The organism is Dysosmobacter acutus (assembly GCF_018919205.1).
Lineage (GTDB): Bacteria > Bacillota > Clostridia > Oscillospirales > Oscillospiraceae > Oscillibacter > Oscillibacter acutus.
Map to the genome: position 1 here is coordinate 615110 of NZ_JAHLQN010000001.1, position 17077 is coordinate 632186.

Consider the following 17077-nt stretch of genomic DNA (forward strand, 5'->3'; position numbering starts at 1 on the left):
AGGCTTTTATTCCACTTTGGACGATTGGAGATGACGGAGGTGATTGCGCAGCGCAATGTTGATGTAGCTGGAAAGCTGGCGGTCATCTTCAGCTGCCAGCTTGCGCAGCTGCTCTACCAGATCCTCATCCAACGTTACGCTGACTTTTACTTTAATCGGTTTCGTCTTGTACATCCCAATCACCCCGGATTTAAAGTAGCACAATCTCCTATAAAATTCCGAGTTTTCCCACCAATTCCCACAACCTGCCACAACTTGCCACCAAGTGTCACAAAGTGCTACCGCTTGAGGGCCTCCGGGCGATTGACAAAGGCGGTTCGTTCCAATAAGCTAAGAGAAACAGATGAAAGGGCGGTGAAATTGGTGGACGAAATTTCTCTCATGTTCCGGGTGTATCTTGTAATGTATGCCACGGTTTGTTCAGGGGCCTCCGACGCAATTGAAGCGATAGACAAGGGCCAGCCCAGCAAGGCGAGGGCGATGCTGAAGGACGCATTGGAGGAGGCGGAATCCCTTTACGTGAAGTTTGCTCCGGAGGAGCACAAGAAGAAGGGAGATTGATTGAGGATTAAGGTCTATTATAACTGTTAACGAAATACATGCATACGCATAGGCGTAATTACTGCTATTTTAGATCATTTGCAATTACTTTTGTGCATTTGAACACTAAATAGTATTCAATTGAGTTTTTGTATAGAAATAAGCGGAGCCCCGGCAACTGCCGGGGCTCCGCCTGCGATGATCCAAAAGAGAAGCCTTAAAAACGCGACTTACAGATTCTCCGGCTGGGGAGGCAGCTGGGCAAAGCTCTCCTCCAGCTCCGCGTCCGTGGGGATCACGTCGGTCATCTCGCCGTCGTGGAACTTCTGATAGGCCACCAGATCGAAATAGCCCGTGCCGGTGAGGCCGAAGACGATGGTCTTCTCCTCGCCGGTCTCCTTGCACTTTTCCGCCTCGTCGATGGCCACCCGGATGGCGTGGCTGGACTCCGGGGCGGGGAGGATGCCCTCCACCCGGGCGAACAGCTCCGCCGCCTCAAAGACGGAGGTCTGCTCCACGGACCGGGCCTCCATGTAGCCGTCGTGATAGAGCTGGGACAGGATGGAGCTCATGCCGTGATAGCGCAGTCCGCCGGCGTGGTTGGCCGAGGGGATGAAGTTGGACCCAAGGGTATACATCTTTGCCAGGGGGCAGACCATGCCCGTGTCGCAGAAGTCGTAGGCGTACCGGCCCCGGGTGAGGCTGGGGCAGCTGGCGGGCTCCACGGCGATGAAGCGGTACTTGGCCTCGCCCCGTAGTTCCTGGCCCATGAAGGGCGCGATCAGGCCGCCCAAGTTGGAGCCGCCTCCGGCGCAGCCAATGATGACGTCGGGCACAATGCCGTACTTATCCAGGGCGGCCTTGGTCTCCAGTCCGATGACGCTCTGGTGGAGCAGCACCTGGTTCAGCACGCTGCCCAACACGTAGCGGTAGCCGGGGTTGGAGGTGGCGACCTCCACGGCCTCGGAGATGGCGCAGCCAAGGGATCCTGTGGTGCCGGGGTGCTCGGAGAGGATCTTCCGGCCCACGGCGGTGGTGTCGCTGGGGGACGGCGTGACGCTGGCGCCGTAGGTGCGCATGACCTCCCGGCGGAAGGGCTTTTGCTCATAGGAGCACTTCACCATATAGACCTTGCAGTCCAGCCCCAGGTATCCGCAGGCCATGGACAGCGCCGTGCCCCACTGGCCGGCTCCGGTCTCGGTGGTCACGCCCTTGAGTCCCTGCTCCTTGGCGTAGTACGCCTGGGCGATGGCGCTGTTGAGCTTGTGGGAACCGGAGGTGTTGTTGCCCTCGAACTTATAGTAAATTTTGGCCGGGGTCTGGAGCTTTTCCTCCAGGCAATAGGCCCGGACCAGGGGAGAGGGGCGGTACATCTTATAGAAGCTGCGGATTTCCTCGGGAATGGGGAAGTAGGCGGTGTCGTTGTCTAACTCCTGGCGGATCAGCTCGTCGCAGAACACGCCGCGCAGGTCCTCAAAGCCCATGGGCTGGAGGGTGCCGGGGTTGAGCAGGGGGGCGGGCTTATTCTTCATGTCCGCGCGGACGTTGTACCAGCTCTTGGGCATCTCCTCTTCGGTCAGATAGATTTTGTAAGGGATTTTTTCGTTTGCCATGGTAATTTCTCCTTTCTGACTGGGGAAAGGGTATAAAAAATCGCCCCTGTCCCCTGCAATACTTGCTGGGACAAGAGCGGTAAACTCCTGCGGTGCCACCCGGCTTGACGCGTTTTGCGTCCACTTAGCGCGTACACCCTTGTATACGCCGGCTGTTCGTAACGGAGTGCCCAACTCCGGCTCACCTACGCGGGAATATCCATCCCTTCGGTTTGCCCTCAGAAGCCCATTCGGCGCCGTCCGCCGCACCGCATCCCACCAAACTGCGGCTCTCTGAAACGGAGTGACTGCGCGTACTTGCTCTTCCTCAACGGTTTTTTGCAGTTTAGCACAAGCGCCGCCCGCTGTCAAGAAAAATTTTTTTAGCGTGATCCGTCCGGCGTTCAGAGGGCGCTTGGAAACGCGGCTTTCCCGTAAAAACAAGGATTCCTTTCATATCCCGGACCACTTCGGAAAAATCTGCAAGTTATTATGCAGAAAATTGAAAAACTGGCACAACTTTTTTATAAAAGTGCGCAAAAAAACGATTCCTTTTTGGGCTTTCCGCAGAAAAGAAAAAATTTGTGTAAAAAATAACGAGCCTGCATTTACAGCGCGAATTCCGGGTGTTATAATAATACCTGTATGCAGAAAGCCTATCTGATGCAAACCGATGCTGCGCAAGGCAGCAAGAAAAAATAGGAGGTTAGTTTATGGCAAGAAAGTTTAAGTCCATGGACGGTAACAACGCGGCCGCATATGTCAGCTACGCGTTTACCGAAGTGGCGGGGATCTATCCGATCACTCCGTCCTCCCCCATGGCAGACCTGGTCGACCAGTGGTCCGCCGCCGGCCAGAAGAATATCTTCGGAAACACGGTGAAGGTCTGCGAGATGCAGTCCGAGGCCGGCGCTTCCGGCACCGTCCACGGCTCCCTGGCCGCCGGCGCCCTGACCACCACTTATACCGCTTCCCAGGGTCTGCTGCTGATGATCCCCAACATGTATAAGATCGCCGGCGAGCTGCTGCCCTGCGTGTTCCATGTGTCCGCGCGTACCGTCTCCACCCACGCGCTGAACATTTTCGGTGACCACTCCGACGTCATGGCCTGCCGCCAGACCGGCTTTGCCATGCTCTGCGAGGGCAACGTCCAGGAGGTCATGGACCTCTCCGCCGTGGCCCATCTGGCCGCCATTGAGGGCCGCGTGCCCTTCGTCAACTTCTTCGACGGCTTCCGCACCTCCCACGAGATCCAGAAAGTGGCCGTGTGGGATTACGACGACCTGAAGGACATGTGCGATATGGACTCTGTGGAGTCCTTCCGCAAGCACGCCCTGAATCCCGAGCATCCCCAGATGCGCGGCAGCCACGAAAACGGCGACATCTTCTTCCAGCACCGCGAGGCCTGCAACAAGTACTATGACGCTCTGCCCGCCGTGGTGGAGAAGTACATGGACAAGGTCAATGCCAAGTTGGGCACCGACTACAAACTGTTCAACTACTATGGCGCTCCCGACGCCGACCGCGTCATCATCGCCATGGGTTCCATCTGCGACGTGAGCGAGGAAGTCATCGATTACCTGAACGCCCACGGCGAGAAGGTGGGCCTCATCAAGGTCCGTCTGTACCGTCCCTTCGCCGCCGACAAGCTGCTCGAGGCCATTCCCGCCACCGCCAAGAAGATCGCGGTGCTGGACCGCACCAAGGAGCCCGGCGCCCAGGGCGAGCCCCTCTATCTGGACGTGGTCACGGCGCTTGCCAACGCCGGCCGCGGCGATGTGACCGTCATCGGCGGCCGCTACGGCTTGGGCTCCAAGGACACCCCGCCCCGCAGCGTGTTCGCCGTGTATGAGGAGCTGAGCAAGGCCGCTCCCAAGCGCCAGTTCACCATCGGCATCGTGGACGACGTGACCCATCTGAGCCTGGAGGAGAAGGCCGCCCCCAACACCGCGCCCGAGGGCACCATCGCCTGCAAGTTCTGGGGGCTGGGCGGCGACGGCACCGTCGGCGCCAACAAGAACTCCATCAAGATCATCGGCGACCACACCGATAAGTACATCCAGGCCTACTTCCAGTACGACTCCAAGAAGACCGGCGGCGTGACCATTAGCCACCTGCGGTTCGGCGACAAGCCCATCAAGAGCCCGTACTACATCAACAAGGCCGACTTCGTGGCCTGCCACGTGCCCGCCTACATCACCAAGAGCTTCCCCATCGTCCGCGACGTGAAGCCCGGCGGCACCTTCCTCATCAACTGCCAGTGGGATACCAAGGAGCTGAGCGAGCATCTGGACGCCGCCTCCAAGCGCTACATCGCTGAAAACAACATCCAGGTCTACACTATCGACGCCATTGACCTGGCCGCCAAGATCGGCATGGGCAAGCGCACCAACACCATTTTGCAGTCCGCCTTCTTCGCCCTGGCCAAGGTCATGCCCCAGGAAGACGCTGTGAAGTACATGAAGGACGCCGCCACCCACTCCTACCTGAAGAAGGGCCAGGATATTGTGGACATGAACCACAAGGCCATCGACATGGGCGCCAGCGCCTTCAAGAAGTTCGACGTGCCCGCCGACTGGGCCTCCGCCCAGGATGCCTCCGCGACCCAGCAGCTTGATGGCAAGGCCGAGCTGGTGGAGCAGGTCAGGAACATCCTGTTCCCCGTCTCCAAGATGGACGGCGACAGCCTGCCCGTCTCCGCGTTCCTGCCCCATGTGGACGGCCAGTTCGAGCAGGGCGCCGCTGCCTATGAAAAGCGCGGCGTGGCCGTCAGCGTGCCCACTTGGGATTCCACCAAGTGCATCCAGTGCAACAACTGCGCCTATGTCTGCCCCCACGCTACCATCCGTCCCTACGCACTCACCGAGGAGGAGGCCAAGGCCGCTCCCGCGGCGGCCAAGATTGTGGATGTCAAGGCCGGCAAGGGCAAGGGCGTCTACAAATACACCATGGCCATCTCTCCGCTGGACTGCATGGGCTGCGGCGTGTGCGTGGGCCAGTGCCCGGTGAACGCCCTGACCATGGTTTCCCAGGAAGAGGAGGCCGCCCAGCAGGAAGTGTTCAACTACTGCGTCGACAAGGTTTCCGAGAAGAAGGACATGCAGGACAACACGGTCAAGGGCAGCCAGTTCAAGCAGCCCATGCTGGAGTTCTCCGGCTCCTGCGCCGGCTGCGCCGAGACCAGCTATGCCCGTCTCGTCACCCAGCTCTACGGCGAGCGCATGTACATCTCCAACGCCACCGGCTGCTCCTCCATCTGGGGCGGACCGGCTGCCACCTCCCCCTACTGCACCAACAAGGCCGGCCACGGCCCCGCTTGGTCCAACTCCCTCTTTGAGGACAACGCCGAGCACGGCCTGGGCATGTATCTGGGCCAGAACGCCGTCCGTCAGAGCTTGGCTGAGAAGACCCGCGCCCTGATTGCCGTGCCCCACGCTTGGTCCGGCCTGAAGGAGGCCGCTCAGAAGTGGCTGGATACCATGGAGGACGGCGAGGCCAACGCGGAGGCCACCAAGGCATATATTGCGGCCCTTGAAGAGGGCCTCACGACGGTGGACGGCTGCTTGGCATTCATCGACAGCCCCGCCGGCAAGGCGACCTTCGGCGACAAGCAGGCTGAGATGAAGGCCCATGCCCAGGCCCTGAAGGCTGCCGGCAAGGCGTACTGCGACTGCGACGCCTGTGCCCTGGCGGAGGAGATTCTCTCCAAGAAGGAGTACCTGGCCAAGAAGTCCATGTGGATCTTCGGCGGCGACGGCTGGGCCTACGACATCGGCTTCGGCGGATTGGACCACGTCCTTGCTTCCGGCAACGACGTCAACGTCTTCGTCTTCGACACCGAGGTGTACTCCAACACCGGCGGCCAGGCCTCCAAGGCCTCCAACATCGGCCAGGTGGCTCAGTTTGCCGCCGCCGGTAAGGAGATCAAGAAGAAGAGCCTTGCCGAGATTGCCATGAGCTACGGCTACATCTATGTGGCCCAGGTGGCCATGGGCGCCAACCCCGCCCAGACCCTGAAGGCCATCACCGAGGCCGAGGCCTATCACGGCCCGTCCCTCATCATTGGCTACGCTCCCTGCGAGATGCACTCCATCAAGGGCGGCATGGTCAACTGCCAGAAGGAAATGAAGCGAGCTGTGGATTGCGGCTACTGGAATATGTTCCGCTTCAACCCGGCGGCGGAGGGCTCCAAGTTCACCTTGGATTCCAAGGCGCCTGCGGGCGGCTATCAGGAGTTCCTGATGAACGAGGCCCGCTACAGCCGTCTGACCCGGGAGTTCCCGGACCGCGCTTCCGAGCTGTTTGCCAAGTCCGAGGAGGCGGCCAAGGCCCGCTATGAGCACCTGCTCAAGCTCAAGGCCATGTACGAGGGCTGATCGCTCCATCTCAATCAGAAAAGGCCACGGGAATTCCCGTGGCCTTTTTCTATCCAAAGGTACGCCGAAGCTCCTCCAGCTCCCGGCGCTGTTCCACATAGTGCTCCACGTATCCGCAGTCGCAGCAGACATAGCGGATGACGGGGATTTTACCCATCAGGGTGAAGGTAGTGGTGTAGATGTTGTTGCCGCTAACGTGGCGGCCTGGGCGGTCCGGGATGCGGAGGATGTTCCCTCCGCCGCACTTGGGGCAGATGTGGGATGATTTCATAACACGCTTCTTTCCTTTTGTTCAGTGACCGTTCTCACCTGAGAAAACGGGAGCGGAGTGCAGTTTTCTTCAACCTATAAAAAAACCTGTTCCCGCGCGGGCGGGAACAGGTGCGCGGATCAGCCGCGGGATACCAGCGCCTGTGCCATGGAGAGTCCCTGGGCGCGGGTGGGAGACGCTGCAAAGTCCCCATCCTCCGGCAGCAGCCCCCAGGCCCATGCCTGGTTCAGCTCCCGCTGCGCCCAGGCAGGCGCGGCAAGCTGGGCGGGCAGGGGGGAGCTCCGGACCGTCTCCGGCTTCAGGTTGAGGGCGCCGGCGGAGCGGACCAGGAACACGGCCGCCTCCTGCCAGGTCAGGACCCTTGCGGCGGAGAAGGTGCCGTCGCCGTTGCCCTTGGCCACGCCGGACTGATAGGCCCAGTTCAGGGGATGGCGGAACCATTCGATGCCAAAAAGGTCGGTGAAGGGCGGATCGTCCCAGGAGCCGTCGGATATGGTGCCAGAGTCAAAAAGGGGCTCCGCCGTCTGGTGAATCTGCCCTATGAAGCGGCCCCGGGTCAGGGGTGCGTCCGGATGCTGTGCCTGTGAGAGCCGCTCCGGATGGGCATAGAGGTACTCGATGCAGGAGTCCCTGCCCGCCAGATAGTCGTCCAGGGTCTGGGGAACCGCCACGTCCGGTTCCAGAGGGACCACCTGCCGTCCGGCCCCCGCGTCCAGCAGCGTATTGAGGTCAATGTATTTGGAGGACATGCCGCCCCGGAGACCGGAGCCCGGCAGGCTGAAGCTCTTCACGGAGGCGAAGTGGCTGACGCTGCCGGAGGTGTCCTCGCCCAGGAGCACCGCGCCCATCTCCTGGAGCTCCACGGCGTTGATGATGCCGGAGGAGAAGGTGGACTCTCCGATGAGGCAGATCAGCTGGCCGGGAAAGTTCCTCAGCGCGGCAAAAAGGGGCCAGATGACCCCGTCGGAGCCCCCGCCGTTGTTGCGCAGGTCCAGGATCACACGCTGGACCGGCTGGGCGTCCAGATCGCTTCGGACCTGGCCGGCGAAGGTCTCCATGGGCAGCTCCGGGTCCTCCTGACAGGTGTTGTACTGGATGTAGCAGCTGCCGTCTCTCAGGAATTTGGACCAATAGTATGCGTTGGCGGCCTCGGTCTCCGGCGCAGCGGAGCGCCGGTCTGAAAGCCGGTTTACTGTCATCTTGGAAAGGGCGGCCGTGTCCACAGCCTGAAGGGACAAAGAAGCCCCGTCGGAGAAGGTCAGCACCAGGGGCCGGCCCTGCTCCGCAAGCTCCAGATACTCGTAGAACTCCGCCACATTGCAGGACTGGCGGTACTGCCGCCGCAGCTTCACGTTGTTGTCCGCGCTGAGCAGCCGGCGGAAGGAATCCACCACCTCCTCCATGGCGCGTCCGTTGACGGCCGTCACCTGCCGGCCCAGAAGAGTCTCGGACTCCGCGGCGCTGAGATACCACTTGCCGTCTATCCAGGTAAGGGCCATGGGATAGAAGTGCATCTGCTCCGCCAGGCTGCCCCCCAGGGCCAGCGAGGTGTGGGAGTCCCTCGCCAGGGCGGTCAGGCTCTGAAGGTCCATGGCGAACTCCACGTCGCTCACCGTGGCCAGCCGCCGCTGAATCTCCGCCTTGCGCTCCAAAAAGACGGATTCCGGCGTATTGGCGAAGAGGTTGGGATGATAGGTGGACAGCGTCTCGTACAGGAAGTCCAGATCCGCCTGCCGGGAGGACGCGTCGCTTTCGGCCGCCGTTGCCCCGGCGGTCAGCAGCATCATCAGTGCAAGGCACAGGCAGAACAACCGTCTCCAGCTGTGTATGTGAGTCATACTTGTTCCTCTCTTTCCATTTTCACGCAAATTGTACTTATTATTTAGTACAACAATACAGTAATACAAAATGACCGGGCTGTCAAGGAAAATATTGCTGGACGATTTACGTAGACGTGTCTTGTATTTTTCACTGCGCATGCTACAATTTAATAGAAAAAGACATGATAAGAGGAGGCTTCCATGGAAACAATAGAAAAAGAGAAGAAGCGGCCCTTCCGCACGCTGAGGCGGGGAGCGGCAGCGGCGGCGCTGTGCCTGCTGGTGGGACTGGGCTGCTTTTTGGGCGGCCGATTCAGCGCCGGAGGGAAACAGGAGACGCTTTCGGCTGTGGTGCTGGAAAACCGGCTGACGGCCATCAGCGAGCTGGCCTCCGTCACCTATTCCTACACCAACATGGCCCAGTTTGAGAGCAGCAACGACTTCTATGGCATGAAGGTGCCCTTCACCACCAAGAAATTCATCCTCACCTATGACGGGGAGATCAAGGCGGGAGTGGACCTGTCCCTTGCCCGGGTGGAGCTCAAGGGCACGGAGGTGAGCGTGGAGCTGCCGGAGGCGGTCATCCTCTCCCACTCCATTGACGAGGACAGCGTGGAGGTCTTTGACGAAAAGACCAGCATCTTCAATCCCTTTACGGTGGAGGATTTTACTGCCTTCCGCCAGGACCAGCAGCAGGAGATGGAGCGCAGGGCGCTGGAGAAGGGGCTGATAGAAGAGGCTGGGGAAAAGGCGGGCCAGAGTGTGAAGGCGCTGCTTGGCGCCGCGCTGCCGGAGGGGTATACGCTGACAGTCCATTAAGGAGAGAGCTGTATGTGGGTTCTATTTGCGTTCGGGTCGGCGTTTTTTGCCGGCGTCACTTCCATCCTTGCCAAGTGCGGCATCCGCCGGACGGATTCCAACGTGGCCACGGCCATCCGCACCGTGGTGGTGCTGGTCATGGGCTGGGTGATGGTGATAGTGGCGGGGTCTTATAGCGGCATCCATGAGATCAGTGCGGGGACGCTGACGTTTTTGGTGCTGTCGGGCCTGGCCACCGGGGCGTCCTGGCTGTGCTACTTCCGGGCGCTGCAGCTTGGGGATGTGAACAAGGTGGTGCCCATCGACAAGTCCAGCATCATCCTCACCATTGTGCTGGCCTTCCTCTTCCTTCGGGAGCCGATCTCCGTGAGCAAGGCCGTGGGGCTTGTGGCCATTGGCGCGGGGACCTATCTGATGATCCAGAAGAAGAATGACGCGCCCCGTGGAAAGGAAGAGGGGAAGGCGCTGATCTACGCCGCCTGTTCCGCTGTCTTTGCCAGCCTGACCTCCATTTTGGGAAAGGTGGGCATCAGCGGCGTGGAGTCCAACCTGGGCACGGCCATCCGCAATGGGGTGGTGCTGGTCATGGCCTGGGTGGTGGTGCTTGTCACGGGGAAGATCCGTGAGGTGGCAAAGGTGCCCCGGGGAGAGTTGGGGTTTATCTGCCTCTCAGGCCTGGCCACCGGAGCGTCCTGGCTGTGCTACTATCGGGCGCTGCAGGAGGGGCCCGCCAGCGTGGTGGTGCCCATCGACAAGCTGAGCATTCTGGTGACCATCGCCTTTTCCGCCGTGGTCTTTCATGAAAAGCTGACGGCAAAGGCCGGCGCCGGCCTTGGGCTCATCACCGCCGGCACGCTGGTGATGCTGATCTGAATCAATGCGGCGTCCTTAGGGATCATAAAAATAGCCGCCCCGGAGCATTTGCTCCGGGGCGGCTTTACAATCAGGGGAGTCTTATTTCATGGATTCCGACACGGCGACGGCCACGGCGACAGTGGCGCCCACCATGGGGTTGTTGCCCATGCCAAGGAAGCCCATCATCTCCACGTGGGCGGGGACGGAGGAGGACCCTGCGAACTGGGCGTCGGAGTGCATGCGGCCCATGGTGTCGGTCATGCCGTAGGAGGCGGGGCCGGCGGCCATGTTGTCCGGGTGCAGCGTGCGGCCGGTGCCGCCGCCGGAGGCCACGGAGAAGTACTTCTTGCCCTGCTCGATGCACTCTTTTTTATAGGTGCCAGCCACAGGGTGCTGGAAGCGGGTGGGGTTGGTGGAGTTGCCGGTGATGGACACATCCACGCCCTCGTGGTGCATGATGGCCACGCCCTCACGGACGTCGTCGGCGCCGTAGCAGCGGACGTTGGCCCGCTCGCCCTCGCTGTAGCGGATCTCACGGACGATCTTCAGATCGCTGGTGTAGTAGTCAAACTGGGTCTGGACATAGGTGAAGCCGTTGATGCGGCTGATGATCTGGGCTGCGTCCTTGCCCAGGCCATTGAGGATCACCCGCAGGGGCTCCTTGCGGGCCTTGTTGGCGTTCTTCACAATGCCGATGGCGCCTTCGGCGGCGGCAAAGGACTCGTGACCAGCCAGGAAGGCAAAGCACTTGGACTCGTCGCTCAGCAGCATGGCGCCTAAGTTGCCATGGCCCAGGCCCACCTTGCGGTCCTCGGCCACGGAGCCGTCGATGCAGAAGGACTGAAGTCCCACGCCGATGAGCTTGGCCGCCTCGGCGGCGTTCTTGGCGCCGGCCTTGATGGCGATGGCGGCGCCCACACAGTACGCCCAGCAGGCGTTTTCAAAACAGATGGGCTGGATGCCCTTGACAATCTCATAGGGGTCAAAGCCGGCGTTTTTGCAGATTTCCCGACACTCCTCCACAGAGCCGATGCCATACTGAGCGAGGACACCGTTGATCTTGTCGATTCTTCTTTCGTAGCTTTCAAACAGAGCCATTTTCTTTGTCCTCCTCTATTACTCGTGGCGGGGGTCGATGTACTTGGCGGCGCCGTCAAACTGGCCATAGTGGCCCTTGGCCTTCTCCATGGCCTCGTTGGCGTCCATGCCGCCCTTGATGAAGTCCATCATCTTGCCTAAGTTGACGAACTCATAGCCCACAATCTCGTCGTCCTTGTTCAGGGCCACGCGGGTGCAGTAGCCCTCGGCCATCTCAAGATAGCGGGGTCCCTTTTCACGGGTGGCGAACATGGTGCCCACCTGAGAACGCAGTCCCTTGCCCAGGTCCTCCAAAGAGGCGCCCACCGCCAGGCCGTCCTCGGAGAAGGCGGACTGGGTGCGGCCGTAGACGATCTGCAAAAAGAGCTCCCGCATGGCGGTGTTGATGGCGTCGCACACCAGGTCGGTGTTCAGCGCCTCCAGGATGGTCTTGCCGATAAGAATTTCAGAGGCCATGGCGGCGGAGTGGGTCATGCCGGAGCAGCCCAGAGTCTCCACCAGCGCCTCTTCGATCACGCCGTTTTTCACATTCAGCGTCAGCTTGCAGGCGCCCTGCTGAGGGGCGCACCAGCCCACACCATGGGTAAAGCCGCTGATGTCCTTGATTTCCTTTGCCTGGACCCATTTGCCCTCCTCGGGAATGGGGGCGGGACCATGATATGCGCCCTTGGCGACGGGGCACATATGCTGCACTTCGGTGGAATAGATCATATGGAATTCTTCCTTTCTTCTCCTTTTTCTTAAAACGGGGCGGCCACGGCTCCGTCGGAATCTGTCATCCCGGTCCAATGGACCACAAAAATTATAACGGGAACGGGGAAAACTGTCAAGCCGGTCCGCCTGTTTCCCGGCTTTTTCCTTGCATTTCTTTTCAAATTGGTCACATTTTTTGCATTTTTCCGTGTTGCGCAAACAGACGTTGGATTTAACCGCGTTTTTCCGAACCAAATGCCGGTGCAAATTGGAATTTTTCCAAAGATTCGTATTGCTTTCCCAACTGCGGTCGGCTATACTGATTTTTAAATTGAGCCGAGTACAGCGGACTGTGAGCGCCTGAATTGCGAAATGGAGGAATCCCATGTTTACGGACAGTTATTTTAACAAGCTGATTCTCCCGAAAGAAGTGGAGGAGGCCCTGCGGAAAAGCCCCTGCATCGCCTATGCTGAGACCAAAGAGGAATTGGATGAAATGGTCTACGGGCCGACCCATACCTCCCGGTACGACGTGACGTATCAGATCGAGGGCCGCATGGTGAAGGAGGCAGAGGTCATCCGGTGTAAAAACGGCGCTGTGGTCAACTTTATGGAGGACTACATGCGCCGTCGGGACCCCAACTGCATGGCCATCGGCGACGACCTGCCCAGCGACAAGCCCCGGTTCAGGGACCGCTATGGCTACGAGTTCTCCACGCTGCGTCAGCAGACCCTGGACTGGCTCAGCGAGCAGAGCCTGGTGCTGCTGCCCTTCCGTGCCGGCGACCGGATTTACGGCTATGACAGCCTGATGGTCTGCCCGCTAAACGCCGCCTTTTTTGCCCTGGGCCTTGCGGATATGCAGGCCTTTGTCAGCATCAAGGACATTCCCCACGGCTACAAGCCCCGGTCCATCATCTACGTGGCGCCGCCCTTCCGCCACACCCACTTTGAGGGCAAACAGGTGGTGGTACATAACCGCTCCGCAGAGCTTCACGAGGTGTTTGCCTACAACCTCTATCCCGGCCCCAGCGCCAAAAAGGGCGTGTTCTCCATCCTCCTGGACATCGGCGAGCAGGAGGGGTGGGTCTGCTGCCACGCCTCCGCCGCCACGCTGGAGTCCCCCTATGAGTTGGAGACCGTGTTCATGCATGAAGGCGCCTCCGGCGGCGGCAAGAGCGAGATGCTGGAGGAGTTCCGCCGGGAGGAGGACAGCCGCCTGCTCATTGCCACCCACACGGTCACCGGCGAAAAGTACTACATGACCCTGCGCGAATCCTGCAAAATCCACCCCATCTGCGATGATATGGCGGTGGCCTACAACAAGATTCAGGACCCGGAGACAGGGAAGCTCTCCATTATGGACGCGGAGGACGGCTGGTTTTTGCGTATGGACGGCATGAACGCCTATGGAAACAGCCCGCTTTACGAGAAAATCTCCATTCATCCGTCCCGGCCCCTGGAGTTTTTCAACATGGACGGCGTGCCCGGCGCCACCTGCCTTATCTGGGAGCACGTGCTGGAGTCCAACGGCCAGCCCTGCAGCAATCCCCGGGTCATCATTCCCCGGGACATGATTGAGAACATTGTCCCCGACTCCGAGCCCCAGGAGGTGGATGTGCGCAGCTTCGGCGTCCGGATGCCGCCCTCCACCGCTACGAGCCCCAACTACGGCGTTATGGGCATGCTCCAGGTGGTGCCCCAATCCCTGGCGTGGCTGTGGCGGCTGGTGTCGCCCCGGGGCTTTAAGAACCCCTCCATCGTGGGCTCCGACGGCCTCAAGGGCGAGGGCGTGGGGTCCTACTGGCCCTTTGCCACCGGCAAGAAGGTGACCCAGGCCAATCTGCTGCTTAAGCAGATTCTGGGCTGCCCCAACACGCTCAATGTCCTGATCCCCAACCAGCACATCGGCGCCTATCACGTGGGCTTCATGGGCGAGTGGCTGGCCCGGGAGTATTTGGCCCGGGTGGGCGGGCAGGTGAAGGCAAAGCATCTGACACCGGCCCGTTGCCCCCTCTTTGGCTATGCCCTGGTGGATATGAAGTTGGATGGCCAGTTCATCCGCCAGACCTTCCTCCGGCCGGAGACCCAGTCCAAATTGGGGACCGAGGGCTACGATCAGGGCGCCAGAATCCTGATGGATTTCTTCAAGCAGGAGATCAGCCAGTTCCTCACCGACGACCTGGACCCTCTGGGCCGCCAGATCATCGAGTGCTGCCTGAGCGACGGCACGCTGGAGGATTACCTGGCGCTGACCCCTATGAAGCTGCTGAAATAAAAAACATCCCCGCCCTGCGAAAGCAGGGCGGGGATGTTTTTATCCAATTGGCTCAAGAGAGCTCTGAATTTGGTGAATTTGCCGGGCCATGTCCTCCTTCACGCAGACGTACCGCGCCAGGTTGACTCCCTTGGAAAGCTCGGTCTGGTAGGATTCCGGCAGGCCGGCAACCCGTAGAATCTCCTTCTTGTTCAATCGCCCGGATTCGATCGCCTCGGCATAATGGATGGCAAACACATGGATGCCCGCCACCTGCAGGCCCCGGGGGGCCCGCTGATACAGCTCCTTCAATACCAATCCCAACAGGCCTTCCGTCATAACCGAATCTCCCTTCCCCGGCCTCCCTGTGCCGGCCGCAGCGGCCGGCACAGCCGGGCGCCCCGCGTTCACAAAATGCGCTTCATAATACTGAATGCTCATAAGGACAAGGTCTCCCTCTCCTTCTTTAGTTAAAAAAACCGGCTCATTCACTGCGTGGGCAAGCTGGGAAAACCCATCGTAATCCTCTATCAGGGCTGACGCGGGCTTGATGAGCATTTTCCCACCCCTTTCTCCAACAATAGAATAAGCATAATTTGCTAAAATGTCAATAGCTAAGTTAGCTAAAACAGCTATAAAAAACAAGCCGGCAAAGGACAAAAGGTCCCTTGCCGGTAAGGCGCTTCACTTCTCAAACCGCTTGCGCAGCTCCCGGACGGTGATGTCGTAGCCCTGTTCTTCGTAGGGGTAGATCGGCCACTCATCGGGGAGCTCGGCCCCGGCCCGCTGGCAGATGGTCTCCAAAAACCAGCGCAGCAGGCGGGGATTTTTCACCAGCACCGGGCCGGTGAGGTGGGTGCCAGCCACATGACGGAGCAGCAGGCCCTCCGGCCCCAGGTCGTCGCTGTTGCCAAAGCCCAGAGAAAGGCCGGTCAGCAGCGGCGTCTCCACACCGGTGATGCGGCTGCACTTGTTCATAAAGCCCACCACCGGCGCGTCGTAAAGCCCGGTGGCGCCGTACACATCGCCCACGATTCGCTTTGTGCCCTCCACCGAGTGGAACGGGCTCAGCCCCAAACAGGAGTGGACGCTGCCGGAGGCGTCGGTGACGTCCTCTCCCAGCAGCTCAAAGGAGCAGCCGGTGAAAAGCATGGGCACGCCGTCTTCCGCGGCCCGCCGCAGAGCGTCGCCGCAGCACCGGAAGTCCTCCAGCACGGCCTTCTGGCTCTTCTCTGTGGAGGCGCCCATGAAGACGAAGTCCGCTCCGGAAAAGTCCGACTGCCGGCAGGAAGCACAGCGCTCCACCTGGACCTCCAGGCCCAGATCCGTGAGATGGCGCTGCACCACCGCCACATTGGCCCAGTCGCCGTACAGGCTGCACAGGTCCGGGTACAGATGCACTAATTTCATTTATTCGGCCTCCTTTTCCACGGTGGAGAGAATCTTCTCCCGGTCGGAGAAGCAGGTCACCACGTATACGTCCTCGCTTCCGGAGGCCTTCAGGCAGTCGCTGGCAGCATGGATGTCCGGGTACAGCTGAATCTTATCCTGGGGCACCTCCGTGTAGAGGAAACGCTCCGCCAGGTCGTTGACGTACCGGCCGGCAAGCACCACCCGCTCCACATGGCCGCAGTTGAGCAGGTCGAAGTTGATATCCCACAGCCAGCTGGTCTCGCTGGTGAAGTACTTCCGGGACACGGCGTCCACAATGATCACCACGGTGCAGGGCGCGTCGGTGGAGCGGATATAGCTTAAGTTGGTGTCATAGGCCACGCTGTTCTCATGCTTGCTGGTCAGCAGCATGCCGTGGTGGCCGCCCAGGGTGAAGCGGACCATGCGGCCGTTTTTCAGAATATAGTTGTTGATGACCTGCACCGCCGTCTCCTGCCCCACGCCCACCAGAGAGCAGACGGAGTAGGCGGCCAGGATGTTGTACACATTGTAAATGCTGCGGAAGGCCAGCTGCACCTCCGCCTGGCCGTCTATGGTCAAAAGGCCGCAAGAGAGGTCCAGGGCGGTGGCGGTGAAGTCCGTTTCGTGGCGGTGGTGGCCGCAGGAGGGACAGTGGTAGCGGCCGATGTGGTTATAGTGGTAGTAGTCGTATTCCATGGGGCGCTTGCACACCGGGCAGAAGGCGCCATCCCGGTACATACCCACCGGCTCCTCCGTGTCGGAGGCCACGTGGTCCAGCCCAAACCATTTGACCTTTTCATGGTGCAAGGCAAAGCAGGAGACCAGGGGGTCGTCGGCGTTGAGCACCAGGGTGGTTTCCGGATGGATGGCCGGCTCAATGGCGTGATAGACCCACTCGGGGTGGCCGTTGCGGGTCAGCTGGTCCCGGTAAAGGTTGGTGATGACAAAGTGGGTGGGGTGGAAAAAGCGAAAGCTGTGGGCGGCATAGCGCTCGTCGGATTCGATGAGCAGCACATCGGCGTTTACCGTCCCGCCGAAGGTGGAGTGGGTCAGCACCATGGTGGTTACGCCCTCGATCTGGTTGGAGCCCTCCTCGTTGTAGACCACCGACCGTCCGTCGGCGCGGAGGATGGAGGCGATCATCTCCACGGTGGAGGTCTTGCCGTTGCTGCCCGTCACCGCGATGATATACTTGGGCAGCCGTATCCGGCTCAAAATATCCGGGCAGAGCTTTAAGGCCACCTTGCCTGGCATGGAGCTGCCCTTCCCGACTAACTTGCCCACAGCCCGGCCCAATTTGCACACAAGAATGGCCAGAAATTTACGCATGAATGTCCTTCCTT

The 17077-nt window shown here is 60.2% G+C and carries 13 protein-coding genes; 5 read left to right on the plus strand and 8 right to left on the minus strand.

What is annotated here, in order from left to right:
- Positions 1 to 30: 30 nt before the first annotated feature.
- On the plus strand, positions 31 to 561 hold the full coding sequence (locus tag KQI82_RS15855) for a hypothetical protein (protein ID WP_216558499.1): 531 nt from the start codon (positions 31 to 33) through the stop codon (positions 559 to 561).
- 209 nt (positions 562 to 770) lie between these two features.
- On the opposite strand, the gene KQI82_RS02900 is transcribed toward KQI82_RS15855, so the two are convergent.
- Positions 771 to 2153: a TrpB-like pyridoxal phosphate-dependent enzyme gene (locus KQI82_RS02900; protein WP_216558501.1), complete on the minus strand. Its 1383-nt coding sequence runs from the start codon at positions 2151 to 2153 to the stop codon at positions 771 to 773.
- 692 nt (positions 2154 to 2845) lie between these two features.
- Here KQI82_RS02900 and nifJ point away from each other — a divergent pair.
- Entirely contained in the window at positions 2846 to 6508 is a 3663-nt protein-coding gene (gene nifJ / locus KQI82_RS02905) for a pyruvate:ferredoxin (flavodoxin) oxidoreductase (RefSeq protein ID WP_216558504.1), read from the plus strand.
- A gap of 49 nt (positions 6509 to 6557) precedes the next feature.
- Here nifJ and KQI82_RS02910 read toward each other — a convergent pair whose 3' ends face one another.
- Positions 6558 to 6779, minus strand: a complete 222-nt coding sequence (locus tag KQI82_RS02910) for a hypothetical protein (protein WP_216558507.1) — start codon at positions 6777 to 6779, stop codon at positions 6558 to 6560.
- Between the two features lie 119 nt (positions 6780 to 6898).
- Positions 6899 to 8617 (minus strand): S-layer homology domain-containing protein, encoded by a 1719-nt coding sequence (locus KQI82_RS02915; RefSeq protein WP_216558511.1) that lies wholly within the window; start codon positions 8615 to 8617, stop codon positions 6899 to 6901.
- Between the two features lie 183 nt (positions 8618 to 8800).
- Between KQI82_RS02915 and KQI82_RS02920 the strand changes: the two genes are divergently transcribed.
- Positions 8801 to 9418: a DUF4230 domain-containing protein gene (locus tag KQI82_RS02920; protein ID WP_216558514.1), complete on the plus strand. Its 618-nt coding sequence runs from the start codon at positions 8801 to 8803 to the stop codon at positions 9416 to 9418.
- Between the two features lie 12 nt (positions 9419 to 9430).
- Positions 9431 to 10291: an EamA family transporter gene (locus tag KQI82_RS02925; protein WP_216558517.1), complete on the plus strand. Its 861-nt coding sequence runs from the start codon at positions 9431 to 9433 to the stop codon at positions 10289 to 10291.
- 81 nt (positions 10292 to 10372) lie between these two features.
- Here KQI82_RS02925 and KQI82_RS02930 read toward each other — a convergent pair whose 3' ends face one another.
- Together KQI82_RS02930 and KQI82_RS02935 are read right to left on the minus strand one after the other, a co-directional pair.
- The gene (locus tag KQI82_RS02930; protein WP_216558520.1) at positions 10373 to 11371 is read right to left on the minus strand and encodes a GGGtGRT protein; all 999 of its coding nucleotides are present in this window, start codon (positions 11369 to 11371) and stop codon (positions 10373 to 10375) included.
- Between the two features lie 18 nt (positions 11372 to 11389).
- Positions 11390 to 12082 carry an iron-sulfur cluster assembly scaffold protein gene (locus KQI82_RS02935; protein WP_187332916.1) on the minus strand — a complete coding sequence of 231 codons (693 nt, stop codon included), beginning with the start codon at positions 12080 to 12082 and terminating at the stop codon, positions 11390 to 11392.
- 367 nt (positions 12083 to 12449) lie between these two features.
- Between KQI82_RS02935 and KQI82_RS02940 the strand changes: the two genes are divergently transcribed.
- Entirely contained in the window at positions 12450 to 14342 is a 1893-nt protein-coding gene (locus tag KQI82_RS02940) for a DUF4914 family protein (protein ID WP_216558523.1), read from the plus strand.
- A gap of 39 nt (positions 14343 to 14381) precedes the next feature.
- Here the strand turns inward: KQI82_RS02940 and KQI82_RS02945 are convergent, their stop codons facing one another.
- From KQI82_RS02945 to KQI82_RS02955, 3 genes are read right to left on the minus strand one after another with little or no spacing between them, the layout of a single operon-like run.
- Entirely contained in the window at positions 14382 to 14981 is a 600-nt protein-coding gene (locus KQI82_RS02945) for an HTH-like domain-containing protein (protein ID WP_216558526.1), read from the minus strand.
- Between the two features lie 24 nt (positions 14982 to 15005).
- Positions 15006 to 15731 (minus strand): type 1 glutamine amidotransferase, encoded by a 726-nt coding sequence (locus KQI82_RS02950; protein ID WP_216558529.1) that lies wholly within the window; start codon positions 15729 to 15731, stop codon positions 15006 to 15008.
- Positions 15732 to 17063, minus strand: a complete 1332-nt coding sequence (locus KQI82_RS02955) for a Mur ligase family protein (RefSeq protein ID WP_216558532.1) — start codon at positions 17061 to 17063, stop codon at positions 15732 to 15734.
- Between the last annotated feature and the right edge of the window lie 14 nt (positions 17064 to 17077).

Coding starts and splice junctions, on each gene's coding strand:
- KQI82_RS02955 (WP_216558532.1), bottom strand. CDS start 17,063: ATGCGTAAATTTCTGGCCATTCTTGTGTGCAAATTGGGCCGGGCTGTG.
- KQI82_RS02910 (WP_216558507.1), bottom strand. CDS start 6,779: ATGAAATCATCCCACATCTGCCCCAAGTGCGGCGGAGGGAACATCCTC.
- KQI82_RS02920 (WP_216558514.1), top strand. CDS start 8,801: ATGGAAACAATAGAAAAAGAGAAGAAGCGGCCCTTCCGCACGCTGAGG.
- KQI82_RS02915 (WP_216558511.1), bottom strand. CDS start 8,617: ATGACTCACATACACAGCTGGAGACGGTTGTTCTGCCTGTGCCTTGCA.
- KQI82_RS02925 (WP_216558517.1), top strand. CDS start 9,431: ATGTGGGTTCTATTTGCGTTCGGGTCGGCGTTTTTTGCCGGCGTCACT.
- nifJ (WP_216558504.1), top strand. CDS start 2,846: ATGGCAAGAAAGTTTAAGTCCATGGACGGTAACAACGCGGCCGCATAT.
- KQI82_RS15855 (WP_216558499.1), top strand. CDS start 31: ATGACGGAGGTGATTGCGCAGCGCAATGTTGATGTAGCTGGAAAGCTG.
- KQI82_RS02930 (WP_216558520.1), bottom strand. CDS start 11,371: ATGGCTCTGTTTGAAAGCTACGAAAGAAGAATCGACAAGATCAACGGT.
- KQI82_RS02900 (WP_216558501.1), bottom strand. CDS start 2,153: ATGGCAAACGAAAAAATCCCTTACAAAATCTATCTGACCGAAGAGGAG.
- KQI82_RS02935 (WP_187332916.1), bottom strand. CDS start 12,082: ATGATCTATTCCACCGAAGTGCAGCATATGTGCCCCGTCGCCAAGGGC.
- KQI82_RS02950 (WP_216558529.1), bottom strand. CDS start 15,731: ATGAAATTAGTGCATCTGTACCCGGACCTGTGCAGCCTGTACGGCGAC.
- KQI82_RS02940 (WP_216558523.1), top strand. CDS start 12,450: ATGTTTACGGACAGTTATTTTAACAAGCTGATTCTCCCGAAAGAAGTG.